This is a genomic window from Aetokthonos hydrillicola CCALA 1050 (assembly GCF_017591665.1).
GTDB lineage: Bacteria > Cyanobacteriota > Cyanobacteriia > Cyanobacteriales > Nostocaceae > Aetokthonos > Aetokthonos hydrillicola.
In genome coordinates this window covers 24,068-50,891 of sequence record NZ_JAAKGC010000047.1, presented here as the reverse complement: position 1 = coordinate 50,891, position 26,824 = coordinate 24,068, and the positions used below count along the sequence as shown (strand labels likewise).

The 26,824-nt window shown below is 39.2% G+C and carries 18 protein-coding genes; 13 read left to right on the top strand and 5 right to left on the bottom strand.

What is annotated here, in order from left to right; genetic code table 11:
* Window positions 1-2: 2 nt before the first annotated feature.
* The 4 genes from G4P69_RS21895 to G4P69_RS21880 all read left to right on the top strand — a co-directional run bounded on the left by G4P69_RS21895 (window position 3) and on the right by G4P69_RS21880 (window position 4,964).
* Complete coding sequence (locus tag G4P69_RS21895) at window positions 3-980, top strand: glycosyltransferase family 2 protein (protein WP_208340595.1); 978 nt, start codon at window positions 3-5, stop codon at window positions 978-980.
* 25 nt (window positions 981-1,005) lie between these two features.
* A complete protein-coding gene (locus G4P69_RS21890; RefSeq protein ID WP_208340573.1) occupies window positions 1,006-1,875 on the top strand; it encodes a glycosyltransferase family 2 protein in 870 nt (289 codons plus the stop codon).
* 454 nt (window positions 1,876-2,329) lie between these two features.
* The gene (locus tag G4P69_RS21885) at window positions 2,330-3,751 is read left to right on the top strand and encodes an O-antigen ligase family protein (protein WP_208340572.1); all 1,422 of its coding nucleotides are present in this window, start codon (window positions 2,330-2,332) and stop codon (window positions 3,749-3,751) included.
* A 76-nt stretch (window positions 3,752-3,827) separates the two neighbouring features.
* Complete coding sequence (locus tag G4P69_RS21880; RefSeq protein WP_208340571.1) at window positions 3,828-4,964, top strand: glycosyltransferase family 4 protein; 1,137 nt, start codon at window positions 3,828-3,830, stop codon at window positions 4,962-4,964.
* Window positions 4,965-5,054: 90 nt separating this feature from the next.
* Here the strand turns inward: G4P69_RS21880 and G4P69_RS21875 are convergent, their stop codons facing one another.
* From G4P69_RS21875 to G4P69_RS21855, 5 genes are all read right to left on the bottom strand, one after another.
* Window positions 5,055-5,768: a class I SAM-dependent methyltransferase gene (locus tag G4P69_RS21875; RefSeq protein ID WP_208340570.1), complete on the bottom strand. Its 714-nt coding sequence runs from the start codon at window positions 5,766-5,768 to the stop codon at window positions 5,055-5,057.
* 241 nt (window positions 5,769-6,009) lie between these two features.
* Window positions 6,010-6,990: a glycosyltransferase family 2 protein gene (locus tag G4P69_RS21870; RefSeq protein WP_208340569.1), complete on the bottom strand. Its 981-nt coding sequence runs from the start codon at window positions 6,988-6,990 to the stop codon at window positions 6,010-6,012.
* Window positions 6,990-8,114: a glycosyltransferase family 4 protein gene (locus tag G4P69_RS21865; protein WP_208340568.1), complete on the bottom strand. Its 1,125-nt coding sequence runs from the start codon at window positions 8,112-8,114 to the stop codon at window positions 6,990-6,992. The genes G4P69_RS21870 and G4P69_RS21865 overlap by 1 nt, the downstream gene beginning before the upstream one ends.
* 121 nt (window positions 8,115-8,235) lie before the next feature.
* Window positions 8,236-9,342, bottom strand: coding sequence for a glycosyltransferase family 4 protein (locus G4P69_RS21860; RefSeq protein WP_208340567.1), 1,107 nt, complete (start codon window positions 9,340-9,342; stop codon window positions 8,236-8,238).
* A gap of 46 nt (window positions 9,343-9,388) precedes the next feature.
* Complete coding sequence (locus G4P69_RS21855) at window positions 9,389-10,204, bottom strand: PIG-L deacetylase family protein (RefSeq protein WP_208340566.1); 816 nt, start codon at window positions 10,202-10,204, stop codon at window positions 9,389-9,391.
* Window positions 10,205-12,067: 1,863 nt separating this feature from the next.
* Between G4P69_RS21855 and G4P69_RS21850 the strand changes: the two genes are divergently transcribed.
* From G4P69_RS21850 to G4P69_RS21810, 9 genes are all read left to right on the top strand, one after another.
* Window positions 12,068-13,231 (top strand): glycosyltransferase family 4 protein, encoded by a 1,164-nt coding sequence (locus G4P69_RS21850; RefSeq protein ID WP_208340565.1) that lies wholly within the window; start codon window positions 12,068-12,070, stop codon window positions 13,229-13,231.
* A gap of 86 nt (window positions 13,232-13,317) precedes the next feature.
* Window positions 13,318-14,463: a glycosyltransferase family 4 protein gene (locus G4P69_RS21845; protein ID WP_208340564.1), complete on the top strand. Its 1,146-nt coding sequence runs from the start codon at window positions 13,318-13,320 to the stop codon at window positions 14,461-14,463.
* Between the two features lie 101 nt (window positions 14,464-14,564).
* Window positions 14,565-16,193: a DUF3352 domain-containing protein gene (locus G4P69_RS21840; protein ID WP_208340563.1), complete on the top strand. Its 1,629-nt coding sequence runs from the start codon at window positions 14,565-14,567 to the stop codon at window positions 16,191-16,193.
* A 50-nt stretch (window positions 16,194-16,243) separates the two neighbouring features.
* A complete protein-coding gene (cysE, locus tag G4P69_RS21835) occupies window positions 16,244-17,023 on the top strand; it encodes a serine O-acetyltransferase (protein ID WP_208340562.1) in 780 nt (259 codons plus the stop codon).
* 15 nt (window positions 17,024-17,038) lie between these two features.
* Window positions 17,039-17,647, top strand: coding sequence for a Fic family protein (locus tag G4P69_RS21830; protein ID WP_243902280.1), 609 nt, complete (start codon window positions 17,039-17,041; stop codon window positions 17,645-17,647).
* 156 nt (window positions 17,648-17,803) lie between these two features.
* Window positions 17,804-19,759, top strand: a complete 1,956-nt coding sequence (locus G4P69_RS21825; RefSeq protein WP_243902279.1) for a sensor histidine kinase — start codon at window positions 17,804-17,806, stop codon at window positions 19,757-19,759.
* Between the two features lie 171 nt (window positions 19,760-19,930).
* Complete coding sequence (locus G4P69_RS21820; protein ID WP_208340561.1) at window positions 19,931-20,779, top strand: alkaline phosphatase family protein; 849 nt, start codon at window positions 19,931-19,933, stop codon at window positions 20,777-20,779.
* A 2,284-nt stretch (window positions 20,780-23,063) separates the two neighbouring features.
* Window positions 23,064-23,252 (top strand): hypothetical protein, encoded by a 189-nt coding sequence (locus G4P69_RS21815; protein WP_208340560.1) that lies wholly within the window; start codon window positions 23,064-23,066, stop codon window positions 23,250-23,252.
* A gap of 905 nt (window positions 23,253-24,157) precedes the next feature.
* The gene (locus G4P69_RS21810) at window positions 24,158-26,581 is read left to right on the top strand and encodes an NACHT domain-containing protein (RefSeq protein WP_208340559.1); all 2,424 of its coding nucleotides are present in this window, start codon (window positions 24,158-24,160) and stop codon (window positions 26,579-26,581) included.
* Window positions 26,582-26,824: the final 243 nt, after the last annotated feature.

Here is a 26,824-nt window from a genome sequence, read left to right as displayed (position 1 = left end):
CTATGACATTAGATCATAACTCCCAACAACCCTTAGTTAGTGTTCTCACTCCCACCTATAACCGTCCAGAATATTTAAAAGAAGCTCTCTCAAGCGCTATTGGACAAACCTATCAAAATATTGAAATTGTTGTTTCAGACAATTGCAGTCCCCAAGATATTCAAGGACTTATTGAATCTTTCAACGATAAGCGGATTCGTTTCTCCCGCAACGAAAGCAACTTAGGCATGATTGGCAATACCTTAAAAGTCTTTAAAATGGCTAAAGGAAAATACGTTGCTTGTCTGCTGGACGATGATATGTGGGAGCCAGAATTTCTGTCAAAGCTTGTCCCAATCCTAGAAGCCAATTCCAATCTCGCTGTTGCTTTCTCAGATCATTACGTAATGAATGCGAATAGCGAAATCGATCAATTTGAAACTGAAAAATGTTCACGTGGTTATAAGCGAGCAACTCTTAAAGAGGGAATTTATCAACCTTTTTATAAGTTAGGTTTGGTTGATAAATCCGTACCAACAGCAATGTCCACTTTAATTCGTCGAGAAGTTGTTGATTGGGATAGCATTCCCACCGACGTCGGAGGTTCATGGGATGTTTACTTAACTTACCTCTGCTGTCGTTCTGGTTTAGGAGCTTATTATTATCCAGAAAAATTAACTCGTTATCGCCAACACGAACAAACAGAAACAATGCTCAGTGGTAGTCGTCGAGATGTTCACATAAAAATGGGCAAAGCCAAGGCTGATGCTTTTTGTTATGAACAATTCATGAACGACGAAAAACTTCAAGAATTTAAACCATACTTTCAACAAAGGTGGGCATTCTTGAACACAACTATAGGAGTTGCATTTATGCGGACTGAACAAATGGAACAAGCCCGTTCTTATTTTTGGCGTTCTTTAAAACAAAATTTCAGTTTCCGAGCAGTTGCAGCACTTGCGCTTTCATTTTCTCCACCATCACTAGCCAGTCGATTTTAAAAATATAAAATTTATTGGAAAACCTATGCTTGAAAAATTTAATGTATCGGTCTGTATTTGTACAAGAAATAGACCAGAAAATCTCAAAAAAGCCTTAGATTCTCTAGAAAAATCAACTTACCCCATATTTGAAACTATTGTATCAGATGACAGTACCAACACTGATACAGAAAATTTAATCAACTCCTCCTATCCTAATATTAAATATCTGCCTGGTCCAAGACTAGGTTTAGGAGCAAATAGAAATAATGCATTAAAAGCTGTCACTGGTTCTCACGTTCTGTTTATTGATGATGATGTTGTCTTAGGGGAGAAATTTCTGGAGACAATTTTTACTAACTTAGAAACCTACACGAAGCATGGTGAGGATATTAGTAATCTTATTATCACTGGTCCACAATTGGATCATGGATATTTAATGTTCCCCAATGACCAAGACTTTTTAGGGTTTCAACGGATTACTTATAAAGAAGGTGAACCTTTAAAAACTGTCGTTATTAATAGCGCAGTTTTTCCTGCTTCTGTTTTCCAAAAAGTATTGTTTGATGAAAAATTAGTCTACGGTTGTGACGAAGTTGATTTTACAACCAGAGCAGTTAAAGCCGGTTACAGAATCAAACTTTGCTCCGAGGCTGTGAACCTTCACTTACCTTCCCTAATTAATCGAGACTTCTATAAACCATACCATGAAGCCTCAAGAATTTATGTTACATTTAAGCGGTATTTTTCTACAGAAAAAAATAAATTAAAAGCCTTGCTCTACTTGCCGATCGCATCAGCACATACAACAGCTCGAACTCTAAAAGTAGAAGGAATAAAAGGTCTTCCCAAAGCAATGCATACGTTTCGCCTAGTCTCATCCTACGTAACGCTAGAGTACTTTCCATCAAAGTAGATGTCGAGAAGTCAGGAACGAACAGGTGTAGGAACCCCATAGATAGCATGGGTAAAGCAGCTTGCGCGATCGGTAAAAAGCAAGACTCCGGTCGCTTGCAAGTTAAGAACAGGTGTCTTAACGCTCTAGGGTGAGAATCCCTAGCTCAAGTACCTGGGCGTGCGCTTGAAGGTGCGGCTTATTGTAAACCTAAGTTTGCCTAAGTTTTTGATAGCGCAAAAGCAACATAGTTGGGGAACTATGGCACAAAACTGTGTGGATTTATTCCAGGAACTAAGCAAGAATGGGGAATACGGTTCTTATACCGACTTACCACTGCCTTCAAGATCTGTCACGTTGCCTGTCGGTACTTCAAGCACAAACTAAATCACCCTTTTAGGTGTTCGTGGTTGTGAGAGATATCGATATGTAAAAGGGTAAGTATTAGCTGCTTTTTAACTGTGGAAATATTATTGTGAATTCTAAACAAATACATTTCAATAGTTTTTTAAATGAAAAGTACTTTCCAGAAAAGCGTTCAGCACAGGGTTGGATAGTCATCATAGGTTTTGTCTTGTTATCTATAGCAAGCTATTTTTCTGGTTCTACCTTACGTCTAATCTTCCCAGTAACAGCTTTCCTTGTAGCTATATTTCTCTACCTACGACATCCCATCCTTTACTTGGGCTTTAACTGGTGGATATGGTTTCTCACACCATTAATCACCCGCTTAGTTGACTATCGAGTTGGATGGGATCCAACTCGCCAAATGATAGTAGCACCTTATTTGGTTACACTGGTCAGCATCGGAACCTTAATCAGAAATATTCCCAATGCTTATCGTACGGGTGGGTTACCCTTTCTTATGGGGATCGCAAGTGTCTTCTATGCCTTACTTGTGGGACTGATTAGAAACCAACCAATGACCGCAGCCCGTGCACTTCTAGACTGGTCAACTCCCGTCATATTTGGGTTTCATTTATTTATGAGCTGGCGAGATTATCCTAGCTATCGCCAGAATATAAGACGCACTTTCCTGTGGGGTGTTTTAATTACTGGAGCATATGGTATTTTTCAATTTGTAGTTGCTCCTGAGTGGGATCGTTACTGGCTTATACAATCAAAACAGTTTACAAGTTCTGGAAATCCCGTACCTTTTGGGATGCGGGTATGGAGTACAATGCACTCAATTGGTCCGTTTGCAGGTATGATGCAAGCTGGTCTACTGTTATTATTCACACTCTCTGGTCCTTTAACCTTTCCTGCTTCCGCAGTGGGTTACTTGTCATTCCTGCTTACCCAAGCACGTACCAACTGGGGAGGATGGGCATTGGGATTAGTGATGATTTTCGGATCGGTCAAGCCACGCATTCAAATGCGCCTCATACTCATAATTTTGGTAATGGCATTGTGTGTTGTACCATTGACAACTTACGAGCCAATCTCCAAGTCAATTTCAAATCGTTTGCAAACTTTTTCTAATCTGGAACAAGATAACAGTTTTCAGGGTAGATCCGCAATATACCAACGAGACCTCGAGCTAGCCCTTTCTCAAGGGCTAGGTAAAGGGCTCGGAAGTACATGGGTTATTGATGAGAAGGGCGATCTCCAAGTCATAGTTATCGACAGTGGTGTTTTAGATACGTTTTTCACTCTTGGCTGGTTTGGAGCGATACCCTACTTAGGGGCCTTAATTTTGTTAACGGTTATGGTGAGCCAATATAGTGAAGCTCGTTTTGATAGTTTTGCCAGCGCTGCGCGTGCTATTGCTATAAGTTGTCTTCCTCAAATGATTATGGGTAGCGCCATGCTGAGTATATCAGGCCTTATTCTTTGGGGATTTTTTGGTATAACCATGGCAGCACATAAATACTATCAACATAATGGTCGGGAATGATCAAGGAATAGGGTGTATCAATATCATATACCTTCTGAAAATTAAAGCAAAAGAAATATATAAAGAGGTTAATTCAATGAAAATTCTTCTTGTTATGCCCCTGGCTGAAAAACGAGGCGGTGGTGAAATGATGCTTTGGGATTTGCTGCAGCAGGGGCGCGATCCAAGTATTCACTGGATAGTGATATTTTTGGAAGATGGTCCGATGGTCGAACAGGTAAGAGGACTAGGGATCGACGCGCGAGTTGTTAAAAGCGGTCGTCTGCGGGAAATCCATCGTTTGATCCTCACTGTTTTTAGAATAGCATCTATCGCTCGACGAGAGAGTGTAGATGTCATCGTTAACTGGATGTCCATTACCCATATATATGGAGGTCTTGCAGCAATGCTGACAAAGTTACCTTCTGTGTGGTATCAGCTAGAAGTGCCTTCTGACAAACCTTTGGTGGTAAGGCTTGCTACTTTAATATCAGCCCGTGCTGTTGTAACACTCTCAAAAGATGGTAAAGAAGCACAGTCCAAAATTTGGCCTTATAGACCAACGCTGCTAGTTTATCCAGGTGTGGCACTAGATCGCTTCGATCCCTCTATTTTGCCTTCTCCTGCTGATATGCGTCAGAAGCTCGGCTTACCATTAAACGGACCTTTAATTGGTATTGTTGGTCGATTACAGCGATGGAAGGGAATGCACGTTCTTGTGGAAGCAATGCCCAAGATTTTGCAGAAGTACCCCGATGCTCATTGTCTTATAGTCGGAGGTAAGCATAGTCATGAAGCCGATTATGAAGGCTTTTTAAACGAGAAAATTGCTAGTATGGGTCTGGATGAGCGAGTTATCAGAACTGGTTTACAAAGCAATGTCCCTGACTGGGTGCAGGCAATGGATGTATTCGTTCATGCCTCTGATAAAGAACCGTTTGGCATTGTCATTATCGAAGCGATGGCACTGGGTAAACCAGTTATTGCTGGTAATGCAGGAGGACCAACTGAAATCATTACTGAAGGTGTTAACGGATTGCTAACACCTTATGGCGATGCGGATGCCCTCGCAAATGCAATTTTGCGTTATCTTGATGATCAACAATTTGCCAATAATCTCGCAGCTGCAGCGCGACAACGTGCTCTTGATTTCTCAACTCAACGTTACGCCCAAAACTTGATTAATGCAGTTTCCTCTTTTGTGGTGCCAAAGGTTTCACAAGCGAAATTGTAAGATTTTTACCAGAATCCCTCCACCGCTATAGTCGGGGAGGGATTCAATTTAGACCTTAATCTAGACCTTAGCTTCGGTAAGCTTATCCAGTTAAGACAGCAGTAAAAATTGTCGGTATGAATACTTGCGAAACGAAGGAAATTGAAACAAATAATTATCTAAACCTTGTAGTTGTTTATGAAAATGCCCTTTGAGCAGATACACTGATGCCAGACCAAAGAAAACTAATTCGGGGTGCTCTACTTTTACCGAGAAATTTTTCTCCAGAATTTGGACTTCTTTGGGCATTAAAGGAAACTCTTCATCATCACCATACTTAGGAATACCGAATTTACCCACCAAGTTATTCCGAAACCAAATCAGAATATCACTAAAAGCACTATTTTCATGGAAAAAGGCTTTTCCTCCAGGTAATATTGATGCTCTCAAAATATCGGAAAATTCGGCGAATGGCTCCAAATGATGCAAGATCATATTACCAAATACAAAATCGAATTTGTCTATTTTGGCAATATCAAATGCTGAAGCTTGAATAGCAGTCAGATTCGGGATATTGTTCTGGCGACAAAATGCTGTAAGATTATCCACTGCTACTTGGCTAATATCAACAGCCACTACGTTTGCGCCTTTAGAGGCAAAATATAAAGAAGTGTCACCATCTCCACAACCCAGATCTAAAAGTTTTGCTCCTGTGACATCTCCAAAATGGCTCATTGCTGCTAACAAAACTTCATCATCTTCTTGCCTAAAATTGATATTACTATGTTGAGCATATATGTTGTCCCAAAAAACTTGTTGACTCATCTGTTAATTCCCTCTATAATTTTTTTTGCAAAAACTGACCTCAAATAGAGAAGAGGGCAAGCTTTTTTGCTCAATTCTCCAAGTACAATTACTCCTAGTTTGTGTGATGGCAAGCGTTGCGGTAGTGCGGAACGAGCTAATACTCGTGCCCTCTTCTCCAGAGAAAATGCGTGGAATGTGCCGGTAATTCTATAAATAGGCAGATGCGTTTTTTCTAAGATTGTCAGCGAACAGTCGCGACTCATCCCAGCCCTAGATCTCGTTGACTGGAGGGAGCCAAAGGTTTAAGCTCCCCAAGAGATCGTTGCCAAGTCTGCCAACCTTGCCAACGCCCACCCATAGAGGCAAGCCACTTTCGCCCTGCAATGGCCCCTTCTTTGGGCAGGAATCGTAAAAACTGTAACAAACCGAAGGCATCTCTAGTGCCAACGAAGATAGCCCAGAGGAAAAATACAGCCCGTTGTACAGGTGGGAAGTGTTCCAACAAGGCAAGGGTTTCATTATGCACCATATTACTGACGGCGATGTCGTTAAAATTGTCTCGCTGGTCTTCATCAAAACGCTGGGCTGGATAATGATCCACGGCCACTAGGGGATCGTAGATGATTTTCCAGCCTTTGCGCTTCAATGCCAAGGTAAATGCCAATTCAAAGTGCACCTGAGCACCTGTACCCAGCAGGCGCTCATCAAAGCGCATATTAGAGATTGCGCTTCGTCGATAACCCATATTCACACCCTTGAGTACATCTACCTCCCGAGGTCCTCCCACACCAAGATGATGGTTGCCAATCATTCGTCCAAACCACTGTAGGCGACCTACAATTTCGTACTCACCCAATTCCTTGAGTTGGTCCCCGACGTACTGCCAGTCGCGGCCACCTACACCACCAACGCGGCTATCTGAGAGAAAATGTGCCTCCATACGCTCCAACCAATAGGGATGCGGCGCGGCATCGTCATCAGTAGTTGCGATTATATCCCCCAATGCGGCATCTAAACCGGCATTCATGGCTGCTACTACCCCAGGGACACTGACACTAACGGTATCGAGAGGCAAAGGATCTGTATCGAAGTCTTTGAGCATCGTCCAAGTTTCAGTGTCGCTGTCGCGCACCACCACTATGACTTGATCCGCTGTTCGAGTTTGCTGCTTGAGCGCTAAAAGACAACGAGCTAAATCTTGTGGGCGACGGTAGGTCGGTATGAAAACAGTAATCTTCATTATTTATTTGTTATAGATTCAAATAAGTTGACGTAGCTTGCTGCCTTACTAGCCCAACTATGCTGTTGTGCTACATGGCGAGCAGCCTCACCCATTCTCTTCCTCTGGTCGTGATTGCTAATTAGTTTACTGAGTGCCTCTGCTAAAGCATTGGTGTCCTCCGAGTCAGACAAAACTACTCCGCAATCTGGTGTCACTATCTCAGCACCACCCGCTGTAGAAGCAGTAATCACTGGTAGACCTGTAGCCATTGCTTCCAACAATACAAGTGTACAAGCTTCATAACGAGAAGGAAACACAAATAAATCTACCGCCTGCATAATCTGTGCTACATCACGGCGAAAGCCTAAAAAATGCACTCTCCCACCCAATTGCAGCTTTTGGGCTAGCTCTGGATACGGGCTACCTTCAAGACTGCCCACAACTGCCAAGTGTAAATCCTGAACTTTAGTTAAAGCATAGAGAACTGTATCCAAGTTCTTGCGGTTTGAGCGGATATCGCCCACGAAAACAGCGAGGGGAACCCCTTCAGGGAGACCTAATTTGCTTCTTGAAGGCTCACCTGGAAAAAACTCCTGTAGATCAACCCCATTCAAAATTACGTGAATAGACTTGTCTGGGACCCCAATGTCTAGCAATTCTTTCTTAATTTTCTCAGATACCGCAATTACCACTTTTGCCTGACGAAACGCTCTTTTTTCTAGAGCTGCGTTGAAAAGTGTATAAAACCATTGGTAAGCAGCATAATAATCTCGACGTATTCGCGAAATATGTACTGGCGACTTTATCCAACCACTATGGACAAACTGTACTGTATTTACGTCTGCTGCTGCCCAGGTGATCGCTCCGTAAGCCTGTACTAGATCGAACTGTCGTCGGTGTTTTTGCAACCAAGCGGTGCTTCGACTAGCGAATACTATTTCTCGTAGAAGGTAGGTTGGGTATTGGTTAACTTGAAGAGAAATCCAGTCAACGAGGCTATGGTTCGCTAACTCTGGATCTACCTTACTCGCCAATAAAGTAACGTGATGACCCCGACGAACAGCTTCCCAGACAATCTCGTAGTTGGCCCGACCTTGACCATCTCCTTTAATGACATTAGGGGTAACGATACAAAGTTTCATAATTCACTTTAAAGTTCTTGACAGCACTCATAATATCTAATGGTATGGTAGATGTCTGCTTCTAAAATAAAATCGCCAAATTTCAAAGCGCTAAAAGGCTTGATTTTACTGAATACCTAGACTATGTTGTTCTAACTTCTGACAAACTCTTCGTAACTCTAACTGCACCGCAATTACTTAATAATTCATTATAAACATTTAGCGTTTCCTCCGTGACTCGCGCAACGCTAAACCGCTCCAGATTTTGTGCCGCTTCGCATCTCCACTTTTCCAATTTAGAAGGATCACTCAGTAGTTCTGCCAAAGCATCAGCTAAAGCATGACTATCTTTAGGCGGCACCAGAATACCAGCTTGGCGATTATCTAAAGTTTCAGGGATACCGTCAACATCGCTGGCAATAATTGCACAACCAGCTTCACGCGCCTCCGTGAGAACCAAACCAAAAGATTCGTTGTATGAGGCAAGAACGAAGATGTCTGTTGATAGCATGTAACGTTGAGGATTTGGCTGAAATCCTTCAAAATGAATGCGATCGCTAAAAGCTGTTTTTTGAGCTTTTGTCTCAAACATTGCCCGATCTGGACCATTACCTACTAAATATAGATGTGCTTGTGGAAAATCATTAGCAATTTTCACAAAAGCATCTATTAACTCGCCGATTCCTTTGCGTTGATACATCCCTGCTACGGTGGTGATCGCCGGACGTTGTAAAGGTAACGCTTTGTAGTCTTGAATTCTCTGACTGCGCGGACTCCCTAATGTCCCATTGGGAACTACCCGCAACTTCTTTTCGGGTATACCACGTCGTATCATTGAATCAGCTACTGCTTTACTAACTGCAATCACCCGATCTGCCAATCCCATTAATACAGCACTACGCTGAAATTCATTATGTACTGTGGAAACCAAACCATAGGAACTATTTCTCATAGCAGCTGCTAGCACAACTCCTGTCATCATATGCGCATGAACTATATCCGGTTGAAACTCATGCACAATCTCGCGATAATTCCGTGCAGCTTTTACAATATTTAATGGTGTTCTTGCTTGATCTAGTCTATAGTGTTTGATACCATAGTCTTTTAGTAATCTCTCGTACTCTCCTCCCGCCGAGGCTACAGCAACGTTATGATTACCTTTTGCTTGTAAAGAAGCGAGATCCACTGCAACATTAACAATACCGTTACCAATTTCTTGTAAATGATTAACTACATGTAGTATATTCATTTATATTTTCTCCATAGAATCGCTTTTAAAAATCCGCTAATCATTGTTAAAACTCTTCTGTTTTGAAGAAGATCTCATACGATCCCAAAAACCTCTTCACAAACCCATGGGGTAGGCTCTCTATTTGAGAACGATACGAGGCTATTGCTTTATTTTTTTTGTCTTGAACCGATGCAATAGAAAATCGGTAACCAGTAGCGATGTCCTCCAACTTGAGCATAATAAACAGTGGTGATCTCCAAAACAACCAGATAGGATACTGTACTAGTTCAACTTCAATTCCTGCCTGCTTGTAGAGGTTTTGCGTCTTTTCGTCACGTATTGCTTCCTTAACTAATTCATAGGTAGCCTCATGATCTTTATGACAGTCTTTTCGGTGTGGAACATAAATTTCTTCTGGCTTGTAAAAACTTATCAATTCAGCCAGTTGCTCAATGGTTTGTTGACGTTGTCTTGGTTCTAAATCTTGCAAAGTTCCATCTGGTTTCTCCAAAAAGTGAATTCTTGATTGCTCGACTCCTAATATTTGTAAGGCTTTGACTGCTTCTTGTTTGCGAATTTCGACGATTTCATTTTTCGTTTGCGCATCTGAACCACCAAATCCCTGTCCATCCGTGAGAAAAGTAACTGCGACTGGTATACCCTGTTCACGTTTGAGAGCAATCATCCCACCGCAGCCGAAGGTTTCATCATCTTGATGAGGAGAAAACACCATCATTGATTTTTGACTAAACGTGAGTGACTTACTCCCACGGTGTAAAATCCAGCGGAATAGTAAACTAGAGTGGATTTCTTGCAGCTGATATAGCCAAGTATGGGGAATTAATGTTTGAATTTTCTGGAGAATTTGTTTTGTATTCATAATATTATTTGTCGGTCTCTTATCAGCTTTTTTTATTGTTGAGTTTTTAGCAGATTATTCTTTTTAAGCGAAAATTATTCTAATCTTAATCAAACTATAGGTTTAGTGACAGCAATTAACTGGAATTCTTCGCTCATTGGATCTCGGCTTCCCCAAAATTATGGTTGAACCTATATAAGCTTATTACGAAATTTGCAGCTAAAGTTGCTGTAGTCAAACTCTTTTGTTAAAAAGTTGTCCACTTTCACCTTGCTTATTTTTATTTGATTGTAAAATTTGTGACCCTATCATAGCATCTTAGCCTGTACCAATAACTAGTGGAATTCTGAAGATTTCGTCAAAATCCAACTTTTATAAATAAATTTAAGATTAAAATATAGGCTCAGCTTGGATAAGAACAAAGCAACCATTTATTCACGTAATATTTTATACACGTGCTTCTTAGCTTGATAAATGATTTTGTGACTTACTCCAATAGGTAATCTCCAAGTATGAACGTATTCCGGTCAATTATCAGCCTTAACAAGGACATTTCCTGTTGTATAAATTCTTCCCCTTTCAAACTCGGAAGAAAATAATTGTCTTTGTGAAACATGCTCTTATTGATGATATGACTACTTAAATACTGAAGAATTTAAACCCTCATACTTAAACCGTGGATTTTCTCTTCTTCATCTGCCATAAAACAAATTTTGGCTCATATATCAGGTTCTTTGAAACACGCTGAAAGGACGGTACGTTGCGGCTTAGAAGTATTATTATTTACTAATTTACCAATAAAAGCTTTCATTGATAAGAATACTTCTGTGTTTCATGACTTTGATTAAATAAATGTATTTGAAACTACAAATACATTGATTCAAAGTCTAAAATCGACTTAACACCCATTTTTTGTATAAATTAAGTGTTTCTGGATTAAATATATAAATTTAAAAATAAGAAAAAGCAGTTTTACAAAAACTTTATCAAAAAAAATAAAAAGCTTTAAGATTTTAATTACCTAATTTTTCTGCATCAGAGATTCTTAATTGTAATAATATTAAGTCATCCCGTCTAATTTGGCTTTATACGAAGAAACTTGCCATCAACTCGAAGGAAATTCATCTCTTTTTCACCTTCACCTAAGCACCTCTTTCTCAACTTGTATGTTATGGGTAACAGGGTTCCAAATCATGATGTATTTATAGCTACGTTTTTTATTTTGTATTAATCATTACATCGGTGATCAGCATCACTGCTTTATATACATTCTTAGTGTTCTCTTTTCCTTGTAAAGAGTAGTATTCACCTAATTCACTCGTAACAGATTACCATGATATCGGTTTGTGGGATAAGAAATTTTGCTGAAATCCAAGAAAGAAACTCAAGTATCAAACTAAGCTTAATACGGAATTTTAAGGACAACAGTGAATAATGAGTTTATTCCAACAGTAACTTTTTAAATTTTTTCGCCAAAAATCGGTTATCCTGTTCCCTAAAATTCGTAGCGTGACACTTAAGGGTACAGAAGATGGGTTGAATTAAAAATTTTGATGACTAAAGAACTGCCGATGAGATAGACTGCTCTCCTACGAGAAACGGATTTCTCAAGATAGAATCCGTAAACCGATAATTTCAAGTATATTCTACTACTCAAGTAGGTTTTTTTAGGAGTTGGGAGTCAATCTCAGTTCGGAGCGGTAAGTTGTTTCATCGTGGATCTACTTAAAGGACGACTAAAACAAATCTATCATGTCTGGAATCTGGTCTGATTGAGTAGTAGTATTAAAAGTCTTTTGCTTTCAGCAAAATACAGTTGATGTGAATGTAGGAGAGAACAAACACAAAGATCTGTAGATCTATATAGTAAGTGGAGAAAAATTGGTGGAAAGTAGCAAAAAAAATTCTATTTCAGCATCTATTCTTTGTCTGGGATTAGGGTGGTTCCCTAAAACTCCTGGAGGTTTAGAACGGTATATGTATGAACTGACGCAAAAATTAGCAGCAAATCAAGACCAAATAGAAGTGTGTGGAGTTGGGCTACCAGAAGCTGAACCTAACATGGGAATTAAGCTAACTAACCTGGGTTCACCAGATGCGCCTATTTTACAAAGACTGTGGACTATTCGGGAAAACTTTCGGAAAACAAGAGTCGGCAACCCAGATGCCATTAATTTGCACTTTGCCTTGTACAGCTTGCCTATTTTAGATCTTTTACCAAAGAAAGTACCGATTACCTTTAACTTTCATGGTCCTTGGGCGTTTGAGAGTGAACAGGAAGTCGCTGAGAAGAGATTCAGTATTTTAGTCAAGCAATGGCTTATAGAAAAAAGAACCTATCACCGTTGCGATCGCCTTATTGTTCTCAGTAAAGCATTTGGCCGGATCTTACACGAAGAATATCAAATCCCTTGGGAAAAAATTCATGTTATTCCTGGTGGGGTTGACATTGAGCGGTTTCAACCGAAATTATCAAAGGAATCTTGCCGAGAAAAGCTAAATTGGCCTAGCGATCGCCAAATTTTATTCACCTCGCGTCGTTTAGTCCACAGAGTTGGAGTTGACAAACTATTAACCGCCCTAGCTAAAATTAAACACAATGTTCCAGATGTTTGGTTAGCAATAGGGGGGCGTGGACCAATACAAGCTGAACTACAACAACAAGCTACAGAACTGCGACTAGATAACCACGTAAAATTCTTAGGGTTTTTACCTGATGACGAATTACCCTTAGCATACCAAGCCGCCGACTTAACCGTGATGCCTAGTCAGTCTTTTGAAGGGTTTGGTTTAGCACTAGTAGAATCTTTAGCGTGTGGAACTCCCGTCTTGTGTACTCCGGTTGGTGGAATGCCGGAAATCTTACAACCTTTCTCTCCAGATTTAATCACTTCTTCTATTGAAGCCTCTTCTATTGCCGAACGATTAGAACAGGTTTTACTCGGAAAAGTCTCTATCCCTTTACCTCAAGACTGCCGCCAGTACGCCGTCGGTAACTTTGATTGGAATAAAATAGCTCAAGATGTGCGACAAATTCTATTAGCGTGAATTCAGGAAGTCTTAAATTGGTGGCATACTAAATGTTCGGAAGCCCTTATAGGCGCTTATATGGCTGAAAAACTAAATTCTCACTTATGAAAATTCTCTTTCTCGACCAAAGCGGTAAACCAGGCGGAGCAGAACTGTGCTTGATAGATATTGCTAAATCTTATAGCGATCGCTGTTTAGTCGGTTTATTTGCAGACGGTTCTTTTAAGAATTTACTTGAGCAAAACCAAATCCCAGTCGAAGTCCTGACAACTAACCAAATCCAAGTTCGTAAAGAAAGCAGCTTCAAACAAGGACTAAGCAGTCTGACTCAACTGGCACCTTTGATTGCTAAAGTTGTACAAAAAGCAGCTAATTACGATTTAATCTACGCCAATACACAAAAAGCGTTGGTTGTTGGGGCTATAGCTAGTTTTTTCAGCCGTCGTCCCCTAGTTTATCATTTGCACGATATTCTATCTCCCGAACATTTTAGCCCAACTAACCGGCGAATTGCTGTTACTTTAGCCAATCGTTTTGCATCACTAGTTATTGCCAATTCTCAAGCAAGCAAAATCGCTTTTGTCGAAGCAGGAGGACGTTCAGAAGTTACTGAAGTTGTTTACAACGGTTTTGCTCCTGGAGTGTATCATGTTAGTGAGTCTGAAGTTACTCAAATTAGACAGCAACTAGGAGTAGACAAACAATTTGTAGTCGGACACTTCAGTCGTCTTGCACCCTGGAAAGGTCAGCATATACTAATAGAAGCACTCGCAAAATGTCCTCCAGAAGTCACAGCAATTATAGTTGGTGATGCACTTTTTGGTGAGCATGATTATGTTGAGCGGTTGCACAATCTAGTAAAAACATTTGAGATAGAAGCCAGAGTCAAGTTTTTAGGCTTTCGTTCCGATATTCCCCAGTTAATGACTGCTTGTAATTTGGTAGCACACACCTCGACTTCTCCAGAACCTTTTGGGAGAGTTATTGTAGAGGCCATGCTTTGTGGACGACCTGTGGTAGCATCAAAGGCTGGTGGTGCAATGGAAATAGTAGAACATGGCGTCAATGGTTTTCTAGTCACACCAGAAAACCCTCAACAGCTTGCACAGGTTATTACGACTTGTCTCAACGACAAAGAAAATACGAGCGTAATAGCCAATAACGCACGTACTAGCGCCAGTCAGCGTTTCAATGTGACAACTATTAATCAGCAAATTGCTCAATTACTGGAACAGGGGATTGGGGATTAGGCATTAGGGTTTGGGGTTTATCAAAGTACTGTGTCAGTAGTTTTCCCAAGGCAGTTTATATTAGGTTTGGTGTGCGCACGTAACCCAATATGTAAAAGAATATGAAACAACGTTCATTCTTGAGTGTCCTTATAGTTAGTATCGTCGTCCTGTTGCTAGTAGGTATTACAGCTTGTAATAAGAGTCAGCTTGGTGTATTGAGCAGTGTTGCAACTACAGGAAAACCAAGTACTGCTATGTTTGTGCTTAAACAATCACCAGCTATGGTGTCTATGCTAGTGAATCCAGATCGCTTGGTAGAACAAGAAGGTAACGGATATCTCTCTAAAATAAAAACCGGCTTACTGGCTGACACTGGCATTGATTATCAAAAAGATATTCAACCCTGGTTGGGTAACGAAATTACACTGGCGGTTACTAGTCTAGATATTGATCACCAGCCAGAGAATGGAAAACAGCCTGGGTATCTCATGGTAGTTACAACTAATCAATCAAAGAAAAGCCGCGAGTTTGTAGATTCGTTCTTTTCTAAGCGGGAATTAGCTGGAGCTAAGTTGTCTGTTGAGAATTACAAAGGCGTTAAACTGATTGATGACAACAATCATCTTGTAGGTACAGCTGTAGATGATCGCTTTGTTCTATTTGCCAACAATCTCAAAGTTCTGCGAGAAGCAATCAATAATGTTCAAGCTACCGATCTCAATTTGGCGAGTTCCAGCCAATACCAGCAAGCTATCAAAGAGCTACCTAAGTCGCCAGTGGCGATCGCTTTTCTTAATCTGCCTAGAGTAGCAGAATGGCAAGGGTTACAACTCAAAGATAAGACTTATGATAGCCAAATTCTGTCTGTGGTATTAAACCCGAAAGGATTGCTAACAGAAACTACTTTTATAGCTAAAGACGAAACTTTGCCTCCAGCAAAGCAATTATCTAAGCCTGTAGGAGCATTACAATATATTCCAGCATCAGCGGGCTTGGCAATTTCCGGTTCCGATTTAAGCACTTTAGGTCAAGATAATTTATCTCAACTTTGGAAACAGGCGAACGCCGTCATATCTGGTTCGCAGGAAGATACCAAATTACCCAAACCTTTAGCCGATATTCAAGAACATTTGGGCATAGATTGGAAAGAGGATGTGTTGAACTGGGTAACAGGAGAATATGCCATAGGTTTGTTACCCCACCAAGAGCAAAAAACTCCTGACTGGGTTTTTGTAGTAGAAAAATCAGAGGCAACATCACCAGGAATTGCACGTTGGGATAAAATTGCTTCATCCCATGGACTTTTGCTCAATTCCTTTACTCTAGGGGAACAGCAAATTGCCGGATGGACAAAGTTAACAACTAAACCTGCTAGTACAAAAGACCAACAAGCGTTTACAATTCAAGCAAAGGTTTATGGAACGCACACCAGCCAAGGAAATTACGAGATTATTACCAACTCAATAGAGGCGATGAATCAAGTCCTCAATCTTAAGGGAGATTCTTTAATTGACAATCCCAATTTCCAAGCGAGTACAGCTGCTATGCCTCAACCTAACCAAGGGTATATATATCTCGACTGGAGAAAGATTCAGCGGACTGTAGAGAGCCAAATACCAGTTCTCAAACTCGCGAAAATAGTAGCTAAGCCGTTTTTTGAGAATTTGCGATCGCTCACCATTAGTAGCTATGGTAACGACACACAATTACTCAAAGGTGGCGTATTTTTCCAACTTAGTGATCCATAGAAAGGTAAAATAGAGTGTAACTTGTTTGGGCAAACGAGGTTTTGATAAAAGTGCTATCTACACTCCTTGCAGACTTTCGTATTATCTTTGATCGTGACCCAGCTGCTCGTAGCTGGTTAGAAGTTTTGTTTTGCTACCCTGGTTTGCAAGCTCTGTTATTCCATAGATTGGCTCATTGGCTACACATCGTTGGTGTTCCCTTTATCCCCCGGTTGATTTCTCATATTGGTCGCTTTTTCACAGGTATTGAAATTCACCCTGGCGCAACAATCGGACAGGGTGTTTTTATTGACCATGGGATGGGGGTGGTGATTGGGGAGACAGCTATTGTAGGTGATTATAGCCTGATTTATCAAGGGGTTACTCTTGGTGGTACAGGTAAAGAATGTGGTAAGCGCCACCCTACTTTAGGTGAAAATGTTGTAGTTGGAGCAGGAGCAAAAGTACTCGGTAATATCCAGATAGGCAACAACGTTCGTATCGGTGCTGGGTCTGTTGTTTTGCGAGATGTACCTTCTGACTGTACTGTAGTTGGTATACCTGGTAGGATTATTCACCGTTCTGGTGTTCGAGTCGAACCTCTAGAACACGGATCTTTACCAGACGCAGAAGCTCAAGTGATACGTGTTTTAGTAGACAGAATCGAGAAACTTGAACAACAAATTGAAAAAATGCAAGAACAAGAGCATCCTGCTTTAAGTTCAGCTTTTAGAATCCCTTATATTCCTGATTCTCACGTTTTAACAGAAGAAGTACATTTGACTAAAAATCGCTCTTGCCTTCTTGAAGATAGAGTGATAGAAGAGTTTTTGGATGGATCGGGGATTTAGCTGTAAGATAAGCCGATGGGGTCTTTTGAACCAGGATTTATTGAGCATCAGTTTATTAATCAAAATTTACTGCGTACTATCCGGTTGATTGGTGAGTACAAAGGTAAGCAAGAGTTATTCAAAGAACAATCACCCCAAGTCTTGGAAACTCTTCGTCAAGCAGCAATTATCCAAAGTACAGAGTCTTCTAACCGGATAGAAGGCATTACAGCACCTTTGGAACGTATTAAGGAACTAATCGCCGAGAAAACCACTCCGCGCGATCGCTCTGAACAAGAAATTGCTGGCTACCGAGATGTACTCACCACTATTCACAGCAGCTATGCGTATATTCCTTTTACTCCCAGTGTAATTTTACAATTGCATCGTGACCTTTACCAGTTCACTCCTGGGCAGGGTGGGCGATGGAAGTTAACAGACAATCTAATTAGTGAAACTTACCCAGATGGTACTAAGGTTGTTAGGTTTCGACCAGTTCCAGCTTACGCCACACTATATAAGTCCTCCCAAGACTGGCATCAAGGAGAGCATAGTTTATTACCTTGGTGGGAGTATTTTCTAGAAGTGATGTTATTATCAGCGTACCGAAATTTCGAGCAGGGAGTTGGGTTAGTACCTATTTAATATGGATGGCAAGATCAAAGTATAGGTAACAAAATAATCTTTTCGTAGATCCAATACTGGCTAATTTCAGTGTTGGATGTTCATTATGCTAACAGAGTGGGAACTTTAGGGAATGAAACAAAAAAAATATAACATTGGCTACATAAAATAATAAAGATGAGACTAGCTTTAAAAAATCGTTTGCCTCCACAAGAACACACAACGCGATCTGCCTTTGGCAGCAGCGCTTCGCGAACGCTATCGCCTAAAGTGCAGCGCCAAAGGCGAATGCGTAACTTGACGACGCCATTGATTTTGATTAACACAACCTTGATTGTAGGAGCAATCGGTATTTTTAGCTATCTACTAGTTCGACAGCTAATTCTTGAGCAAATTCAAGCAAAAGCCTTACTTCAAGTTCATCAAAGAACAGATGAGATTGATCAATGGTTAGCGGTTCGTAAAGCAGAAGTCTACACTCTTGCGAATACAGATACTGTACGTTCTTTAAACTGGTCACAAATAGAACCATATTTGCGCGGAGAAGTTAGGCGTATTCAGGAATTTTTTACATTTGCTGTCACCTATCCCGATGGTTCACATTACAACACCCGAATAGGTAACACTCACAAAAACGTCAAGTCTAGAAATGATATACGCAAAGCACTAGCGGGACAAAATAATATTTCTGATCCCTTCTTTACGCCTATTACTAGAATTCATGTGGTGGCGATCGCGACACCAATTCGCCAAACTTATGATCCAGCCAGTCCTCCCATAGCAGCACTTAACGGAAACCTAACAGTCGGTCGTGTCAGTGAGATAATAAATAAACTACGCTACGGCGAGGGCAGTTATGCTTTCGCACTTAACTCTACTGGAGAACCAATCATTCATCCTCCTCAAGCGTTGATGTCAACAACCAAAAAATCAGCTAAAAGCTTTTTGGAGTCAAACGATCCTAACTTAGCTGATATTGCTCGGCGAATGGTCAACAAACAGGAAGGAATGAAACTTGCTTTAGTCGATGGAAAATGGAAGTATGTTGCCCATGTTCCTCTTGAACAAGCAAATTGGTCAGTAGCCCTGATTATACCCCTTGAGAACATCGAATCTCAACTAGTACCACTCAATGTACTTGCTTCGGTATTGGGCGGACTTCTTGTAATTGCCACAATTGTAGCTTGGCAGCAAATACTATTAACTGAACAAACAAAAGCGCAGGTATTACAACTCAGTGCACAAGAAAAAACACTGCAACAGCAAGCGCAGGAACTCGCGCACACTTTAAAGCAATTGCAACAAACCCAAATTCAGTTAGTCCAGACTGAAAAGATGTCCAGTTTAGGTCAGTTAGTAGCCGGAGTAGCACACGAAATCAACAACCCTATTAGCTTTATTTCTGGTAACCTGACCTACGCACGACAGTACACTGAAGATTTACTTAAACTTGTACAACTTTATCAACAACACTATCCTAATCCAGCACCACAAATTCAACAAGAAGCAGAAGCTATTGAACTAAATTTCTTGAGTCAAGACTTACCAAACCTGCTCACTTCAATGGAAGTCGGAACTGAGAGAATTAAAAAAATTGTGCTATCTTTACGAAACTTCTCCCGCTTAGATGAAGCAGAAAAGAAAGCGGTTAATATCCACGAAGGTATAGATAGTGCATTGATGATTTTAGAACATCGCTTCAAAGCTATCTCTAACCGTCCAGCAATCAAAGTTACTAAAGAATATAGTGAATTACCAACAGTAGAATGCTACCCAGGACAACTCAATCAAGTATTTATGAATATCTTAACAAATGCAATTGACGCAATTGAGGAGTCACTTGTAGAGAACGAAGTACAAGGGGTAAATCCTGAAATTCGTATTTGGACTAAACTCACCGACGACAAGCACTTGCTTATTGGAATTGCGGATAATGGTTCGGGTATTCCTGAAACTCACCAACAGCGATTGTTTGATCCTTTTTTCACAACTAAACCTATCGGTAAAGGTACAGGATTAGGTTTATCTATTAGTCACCAAATTATCACACAGAAACATTGCGGAAAATTACAGTGTATTTCTTCTCCAGGGAATGGAGCAGAATTTATCATTGAAATTCCTGTAGGTCAATAGAGGAATTAAAGAGAACTTAATTTCCTCTTAAATCTAGTAATGGATGATATTAGCAGGTTCTTATGTGCGCACAAGACGAATTAAAGACAACTAGAAACTGGTGAGCTAATTTTAGTTACTCCAGAAAACAGAGCGAATCTGCAATTGAGAAATTTGACCAAAGGATTATATATGTTGAGAAGCAGACAATGGGCTGGTGCAATTACCAATGGATTGGCGGTGTTAGCTAGTGTCGCAATGAGCGCTCAAGCAGCGTTAGCAGCGGTAGTACCGAGTTTTGATCATATTGTTATCGTCATTGAAGAAAACCATGGATACTCACAGATCATTGGTTCCAGTAGTGCACCATACATTAACTCGCTAGCAAGCCAAGGAGCGCTCTTTACTAATTCCCATGGTGTGACACATCCAAGCCAACCGAACTATCTGGCGTTGTTTAGCGGATCAACACAAGGCGTTACAAACGACAATTGCCCATTAACATTCAGTGGAGATAACCTGGCTCACCAGTTAGTGGGCAGTACTCACACGTTTATAGGTTATTCCGAGAGTATGCCAAGTGTGGGTTATACAGGATGTTCGTCTAATAGTTTGTACTATCGCAAACACAATCCTTGGGTTGATTTCAGTAATGTTGCTAGTAACCTAAATCAGCCGTTTACAAGCTTTCCTACGAATTTTAGCAGTTTGCCAACTGTTGCAATTGTTGTTCCCAATCAGCAAAATGATATGCACGATGGTACGATTCAAATAGCTGATACCTGGCTCAAAAATAATATCAATGCCTATGCACAGTGGGCAAAAACTAACAACAGCTTACTGATCGTAACTTGGGATGAAGATAATGGAACTACCAGCAATCGGATTCCGACTATCTTTGTTGGTGCTCATGTCAAAACCGGACAGTATAGTGAGTCGATCAATCACTATAATGTTCTACGCACAATTGAAGATAGCTATGGATTAGCTGGTTTGGGTAATGCTGCTACCGCAGCCTCAATTATTGATTGCTGGCAGTAAATTTTTAGCACCTGTGTCGTTAAAAAGCTAGGATAGCGTAACTTACGAAGGTCGACGTGAGTTGACTTGACACGTTGACCCTCGTTTTTTGCTTACTACAGACGTGTCATGCAATGGAGAGTTTATCCCAATTCTCTAAAACAAAACAACACATAAGGTGGGTAAGGGCGAACGCCGTTCGCCGCACAAGATTATTGATCTGTTGCAACATTTAAGGTGATTTACACGAATAAATATACCACCCTAGTTGGTTTCGGCTTCGCTCAACCAACTGAGAGATCGCGAGTTGAGCGAAGTCGAAACTCGCATTCCCCAGGTATTTTCTTTTTTGGAAATCACCTAAGAGAATGATTATGAACAGTTGGGATTTCTGTTTTCTCGGACTGAGGCTTTACTCACATCTTGCACCTCTCAGTATAATCCCAGATAACGTAAAAAAATGCGCAATAAAGCTACCTGATTTTTCTTGACTTTTATCGCTACATCAAGAATTGTAGTTTAATACTGAGTAATAAAAATTATATCATATTTTCAGGTGCAAGATGTAAGTTTAGAAGAATTTGACCCTAAGCAGAAGTAATTAAAACGGCTATGAATATGGCAACGAGAGGTAACGACGGCGATAAATGGAACTTTACACTATTAGTGATGTCCACGATCTATAGTTAAATTACGGTCGGAATCAAGATAGGTGTTTCAAGTCTAGGCAGACCCTTATAGTTGTCGCAAGCTTAGGTAAGTCTTCCTTTTCTTGTACCTAGTCTCGAATCTCCCTTCAACAAATTAAAACAAGACAAGGAAAACTAAAATGTGGTTAAGGCCAAAGAAACATGTCGAAGTATCAATAAAAATTGATACTTCTTGGATGATTGTAAGCGTATTTCTTAGTATAGCAATAGTAATAACTACGACTGCTTTGCTAGGGAAGAATGTAACTACTAGCTTCGGAAATTTCAGAATGGAAATAAATTCAGCTAGTACTTGCAGGATGACACCAAAAAAACCAGAGAAAAGAGAAGCCTTAATAGCTAAGGATATCTGAATCTGTTCAGAAGTTTAATTAAGATTGCCATTCATATTGCTGATCTTATTGGTTGCTGGTCGCCGGAATCTTGAATCTGGCGACTTTCTCTATTAAACGCCCCCGTTCCCTGATTAATTAATGGTCTAGCATAACAACTACCGAAGAACCAATTTTTTTGATTAAGAATAGACTTTTAAAATATTCAGTAATCGTTGAAGTAGCAGTTGAACAGATGTTCAACTGCTGCCCCAGCTGCCCGTAGATTTACTCATTAGTACTAACTTTTGAGCCCTTTGGACAGACCCTTATTGTTGTCGCTCTTATATCTTATAGGATCTATTTAGAATCGTCAATCGCAAAAGTCAAAAATCTCATTGTATTAGATACCAGAGTAATCGTCAATAAGCATTGTGTCAGTCTCCATAACTACACATAGTTGTTCAGAGTGGAAACTGAGTAGGAGTATGGAGTGAATTTGCTCGAATGTGTATAAATAAAGCTGCAGTGTTGCTGAATCATGAAACGATTTCATCCGATGGGGAACGAACGAATGTTCAATTGTTTCAACTGTCAATTGGCTCAGTTTTTATGCAACGCCGAAGTTTCTTACCGAAGATCAAAGACGAAGTCTAAAATGTGAAAAAAATCAGTAACCGTAATATAGTTTCAGCCAATATATAGTCTTTTATTATTTGGTTGTTTAGTAAAAAAACCTTAGAACAACTGTATTCCGGATTATTGTAATCTTGTCAAAAAATGATAACTTTCATTTCGTACTGAAGTTTAAGATTCCAATTCAAACGGAACAGGAACCGACGCTTTTAATCACTTCTCATTACCCAGAACTCTAAATTCCGCCAGCAGCAACAGATATACCTTAACAATCATCATGATTATACAAAGATAATTTTTTTTTATTTTAAAATTAATTATTATAGAAATTTTAAATAATCCATAAAAGTATCAATCTAAGATAACGAAATCGAATGTAGTAATTAAATATAGCACTCAAGGGTTTGCAGCACCTAAATTCCAGAGATTTTAATCGGTACAGTTTTTTTGCCCTCAACCAATAAATATAGAATTTGTCATCATTGCTTACAGTACTATCAATTTCTTTACCCGTTAAGCATTTTGGGCATTTTAGTACCTCTGCAATAGAGGTAATTCATTAAATATTGCCGCTTATTGCCGCCTGTCGCTACTCACAGTATACTTCTTGCATGGCTATCAGTATTGATAAAAAGGAACCAACTAACCATGAATCAAAGTACTGTTAACAAAAGTTCCGCTAAAAATGTATGCAAGCACAAGGCAAATGATAACTGGGTAGAAGGCTGTTGTGGACAAGATTTGTTAGCACAGAAGAACTTTAGCGATATTGAGGAGCAAGAAAAAGACAGTATAAACACTGTTAAGGCGGTTACACCAGGTGACCAATCAAAATAACTATTCCCAGTAATAGAAAAATAAGTTAAGAATTGAAATTAGACAACTAACTACCCACACGTACATACTTCCATAACAAACCTGTGAACGTTATTTGGTTTGTGGAGTGAGGAAAGATAGCAAGAGTAAAACGTTAGGTTTAATAATTAAGTTTACGAGTGGGTATGTAAAATACTTTTGCCCGTATTTGAGTAATCTGTTGTACGTCTGTTTTTTTGTGTAAACTCACTCGGTTATACTGATAACTCTGTAATAGTCAGCTACCTCCTTTATGCTTCAACTCAACAATCTAGTATTTAGGAGCAGCCCTTTGAATGTGACTAACCAAGACAGCTTGTTTCAGCTGCTAATCTGACTTCTATCCTGAAAAATTTAATCTCTTGACAATTGAAATGGCCGATTTTCGTTCCCCATTCCACCACCTTGAAAGAACTGGTATTTAGGATTTAAGCACTGTAAAAGTTGACCAATATATGAATTACAAGCTAGTTAAAATAAAAACCTTATACTACCAGGGAACGCCAACCAGTGAGTTTTCCCTCCCAAAATAACATCAGAAGGTGGAGAGAGTCCTGTAAGGTTACACATATGTTTATCTCATAAACCATCCGATACTCAACGGTCACAATTAAATTCAGCGGCGATAAGCGGCAATAAGCAGTGATTTCGCATAATGTAAAATCTTTCACTTTATAATAGAGCAGTCTTAAATCATTCATGAAAAACTAAGTACATCTGCAATTCTATCTTTCCTATGCCCTGTCTTAAGCAGTAAGTTTGCAACTCTTTCACGAATTACTATAGATGTGTTAGTTTTTAAAATCAATTTTTTAAGATTTATTTTCTAGCTAATTTGATAATATAACGTCTTTAGTAAATAATAATTCCTTAAAAGGAGTAAAAAAATGGCAGTTGAAGTTGATGTAGAAGTTTTTAAAAGATTAAAGCAAGCTTATAGCAAGCAGTGTGGTAGTTCGCCTAAAAAACTTGTAGCAAAGCTTAATGAGAGATTTAAAAATGAGGTTGAAAAAGACTATAACTTAATTTCAGAGAGAACGATTCGTTCTTTCTTTAATGATGAACCAACACCAAAAATACAGGAAATAAACCTCAATTATTTATGTATTTTTTTGCTAAATAATGATAGTTATTGGGAAGCATTAAATCAATCACAACTCCCATCTATTTATGTACGAAAAAGCTGGATAAAATCTTACTGGGAAAAGATTGAACGAGAATGTAACAAGATAAAAATATTGATAATGAATCAACCTATAAAATTAAATGATATTTTTGTAAAAGTCAATCTTTTAGAGGGAACTTTAAAAAGACGACAAGTAAAAACAATAGAAGAATTACTTGATGATAGATATGATCTGAGTCGGGACACTAATAACTTTGGTCAGGTAGTTATTGAGAAAGGTCTTTCGGGCGAAGAAGTAGTAAAAGGAACCCGCAGACTTATAGTGTGGGGAACAGCAGGAGCAGGTAAAACTACTTTTCTAAAATATATTGCTACCCATGTTAAGCAAATTTTTTGTATCGATAATCAGGAAAATATAATAGAACAACCTTTACCTTTTTTAATTCCACTAAAAAAATTTGCAGAAGATAAACTTGAACTAAGCCTGGCAGATGCTCTTATACAGGAGTTTTCTAAATCTATTTCTGATATTCCCTTGAATGTTCAAAAACAGTTAGAGGAATTTATTCGACAATATTTAGAGCAAGGTAAATGTTTAATTTTGCTAGATGGATTGGATGAAGTTTTAACTAGAGATCTTAATCATGTATACAAAAGTATCGATGATTTTAATGAAAAATACAATAAAAACTATATGATCATAACTTGCAGGCATGGAGCTTGTGAATACGTATTTAAAGACTTTGTTGAAGTAGAAATTGCCGATTTTGACATAGAGGAAATAAAAATCTTTATAAGAAAATGGTTTAATAATTCTCACGAAGATAAAATAAAACACTTTCTATTCAAACTAGAGACAAGCAAATCTATTATAAATTTAGCTAAAAATCCTTTGCTACTCACTCTATTATGTTTAATAGTTGGAGAAGGTTATGATTTACCTAAGAATAGATATCAGTTATATCATGATGCCGTGGAGATACTCCTAAGTAGATGGGATGCCAGTCGGAATATAGAGCGTGAAAATATTTACAGAGATATGCTTTCACGTCAACGCAAAATCAATATGTTAGGAGAAATAGCTTATGATGCATTTATCCAAGAACCTCAACGTTACTTCTGGCATCAATTCGAATTAGAAGAGCAAATTGGTAAGTTTCTCGAAAATATTGATGGGGTTGGAACTCAGGTGGATACCCAATTAGTGTTAAAGACTATTGAGACTCACCATGGTCTTCTTACTGAACAAGCTAGAGGAATTTATGCATTTTCTCACTTAACTTTTCAAGAGTACTTTACCGCTCAACATATATTGGAAACTCGTGATACTCATTTCTTAAACTACGAAATCATTAATCAGCATTTGACAAATTATCAGTGGCGAGAAGTATTTGTAATAATTGCTGGATGCTTATCGCGTGATACTGATAATTTTCTAAAATCCATCTTCTCCTATGCAAATAAGCTGGTTAAAAGTGACGAATTGCAAAAAATGTTAAGATGGTTAAAAAAAGTTACAGATGCATTCCAAATTTCATCCAGTTCATGGAGAATAATGTACTTAACTCTTGATTTAGATACGGACTTATATATTAATAATGATATAAATGTTGACCGAAGTATCGCTAAAAGTATCTCTATAAAATTAAGAGATATTAATGAGAAAAGAAAAAAGCTTATTAAACCTCAACCAATATCTTATATTGCTGTTAATTTATCAGTAATTCATAATTTTGCTACCTATAAAAGCTCTAGTCAAAATTGGCAAATTCCACAAGCTGATCCCTTTATTCATAAACGTTTAGACATTGATCCTAATCATTTTAATATTCGCTCTAAGTTTAACGAAACAGTTAATTTAGTAAAAGATAACGCCTATGCTGATTTAGCAGATGATTTAATATCTTTACAATCTTGTCAACCAGCCAATGATAGCCCTGCATTGGAATGGGAACATTGGTCAAACAAGTTGCAACAAGTAATGATTCAGCATCTGGATATTGGATATAGTGTAGAGTTCTGCGAAGAAGATAGTAAAGCTCTAGATAAGTATCTCTACGTCATTAATCTTTTGTTAGATTGTCTTCAAGGTGATAGCTATGTGTCTAAGCATCTGCGGGACGAATTGATTGATTATTTACTGCTTCCAAAGGAAAGTATTCCAATACATCTATTAGGCGAATAGTACTCCGTTAATACACATGATAGTCAATTTGTATAGTGCGTAAGTCTTAGGGATCAGCCCTTTCAAGGTGGTGGAATAAGGAACGAAAATTGGTCATTTCAATCGTCAAAGGGTTTGATTTTTCAGGACAGAAGTCAGAATGATCGCCCTGAAACAACGCGTCTTCGTTACCCACCTTGAAAGGGCTGGTATTAGGGATTTAGCGATCGCGTCTAAACTCATCCTTCTGCGTGCCTTACGATG

Excerpts from the sequence above, each read along its gene's own strand:
- G4P69_RS21895 (WP_208340595.1), top strand. The coding sequence starts at position 3 with ATGACATTAGATCATAACTCCCAACAACCCTTAGTTAGTGTTCTCACT.
- G4P69_RS21890 (WP_208340573.1), top strand. The coding sequence starts at position 1,006 with ATGCTTGAAAAATTTAATGTATCGGTCTGTATTTGTACAAGAAATAGA.
- G4P69_RS21880 (WP_208340571.1), top strand. The coding sequence starts at position 3,828 with ATGAAAATTCTTCTTGTTATGCCCCTGGCTGAAAAACGAGGCGGTGGT.
- G4P69_RS21875 (WP_208340570.1), bottom strand. The coding sequence starts at position 5,768 with ATGAGTCAACAAGTTTTTTGGGACAACATATATGCTCAACATAGTAAT.
- G4P69_RS21870 (WP_208340569.1), bottom strand. The coding sequence starts at position 6,990 with ATGAAGATTACTGTTTTCATACCGACCTACCGTCGCCCACAAGATTTA.
- G4P69_RS21865 (WP_208340568.1), bottom strand. The coding sequence starts at position 8,114 with ATGAAACTTTGTATCGTTACCCCTAATGTCATTAAAGGAGATGGTCAA.
- G4P69_RS21860 (WP_208340567.1), bottom strand. The coding sequence starts at position 9,342 with ATGAATATACTACATGTAGTTAATCATTTACAAGAAATTGGTAACGGT.
- G4P69_RS21855 (WP_208340566.1), bottom strand. The coding sequence starts at position 10,204 with ATGAATACAAAACAAATTCTCCAGAAAATTCAAACATTAATTCCCCAT.
- G4P69_RS21845 (WP_208340564.1), top strand. The coding sequence starts at position 13,318 with ATGAAAATTCTCTTTCTCGACCAAAGCGGTAAACCAGGCGGAGCAGAA.
- G4P69_RS21840 (WP_208340563.1), top strand. The coding sequence starts at position 14,565 with ATGAAACAACGTTCATTCTTGAGTGTCCTTATAGTTAGTATCGTCGTC.
- G4P69_RS21830 (WP_243902280.1), top strand. The coding sequence starts at position 17,039 with ATGGGGTCTTTTGAACCAGGATTTATTGAGCATCAGTTTATTAATCAA.
- G4P69_RS21825 (WP_243902279.1), top strand. The coding sequence starts at position 17,804 with ATGAGACTAGCTTTAAAAAATCGTTTGCCTCCACAAGAACACACAACG.
- G4P69_RS21820 (WP_208340561.1), top strand. The coding sequence starts at position 19,931 with ATGTTGAGAAGCAGACAATGGGCTGGTGCAATTACCAATGGATTGGCG.
- G4P69_RS21815 (WP_208340560.1), top strand. The coding sequence starts at position 23,064 with ATGAATCAAAGTACTGTTAACAAAAGTTCCGCTAAAAATGTATGCAAG.
- G4P69_RS21810 (WP_208340559.1), top strand. The coding sequence starts at position 24,158 with ATGGCAGTTGAAGTTGATGTAGAAGTTTTTAAAAGATTAAAGCAAGCT.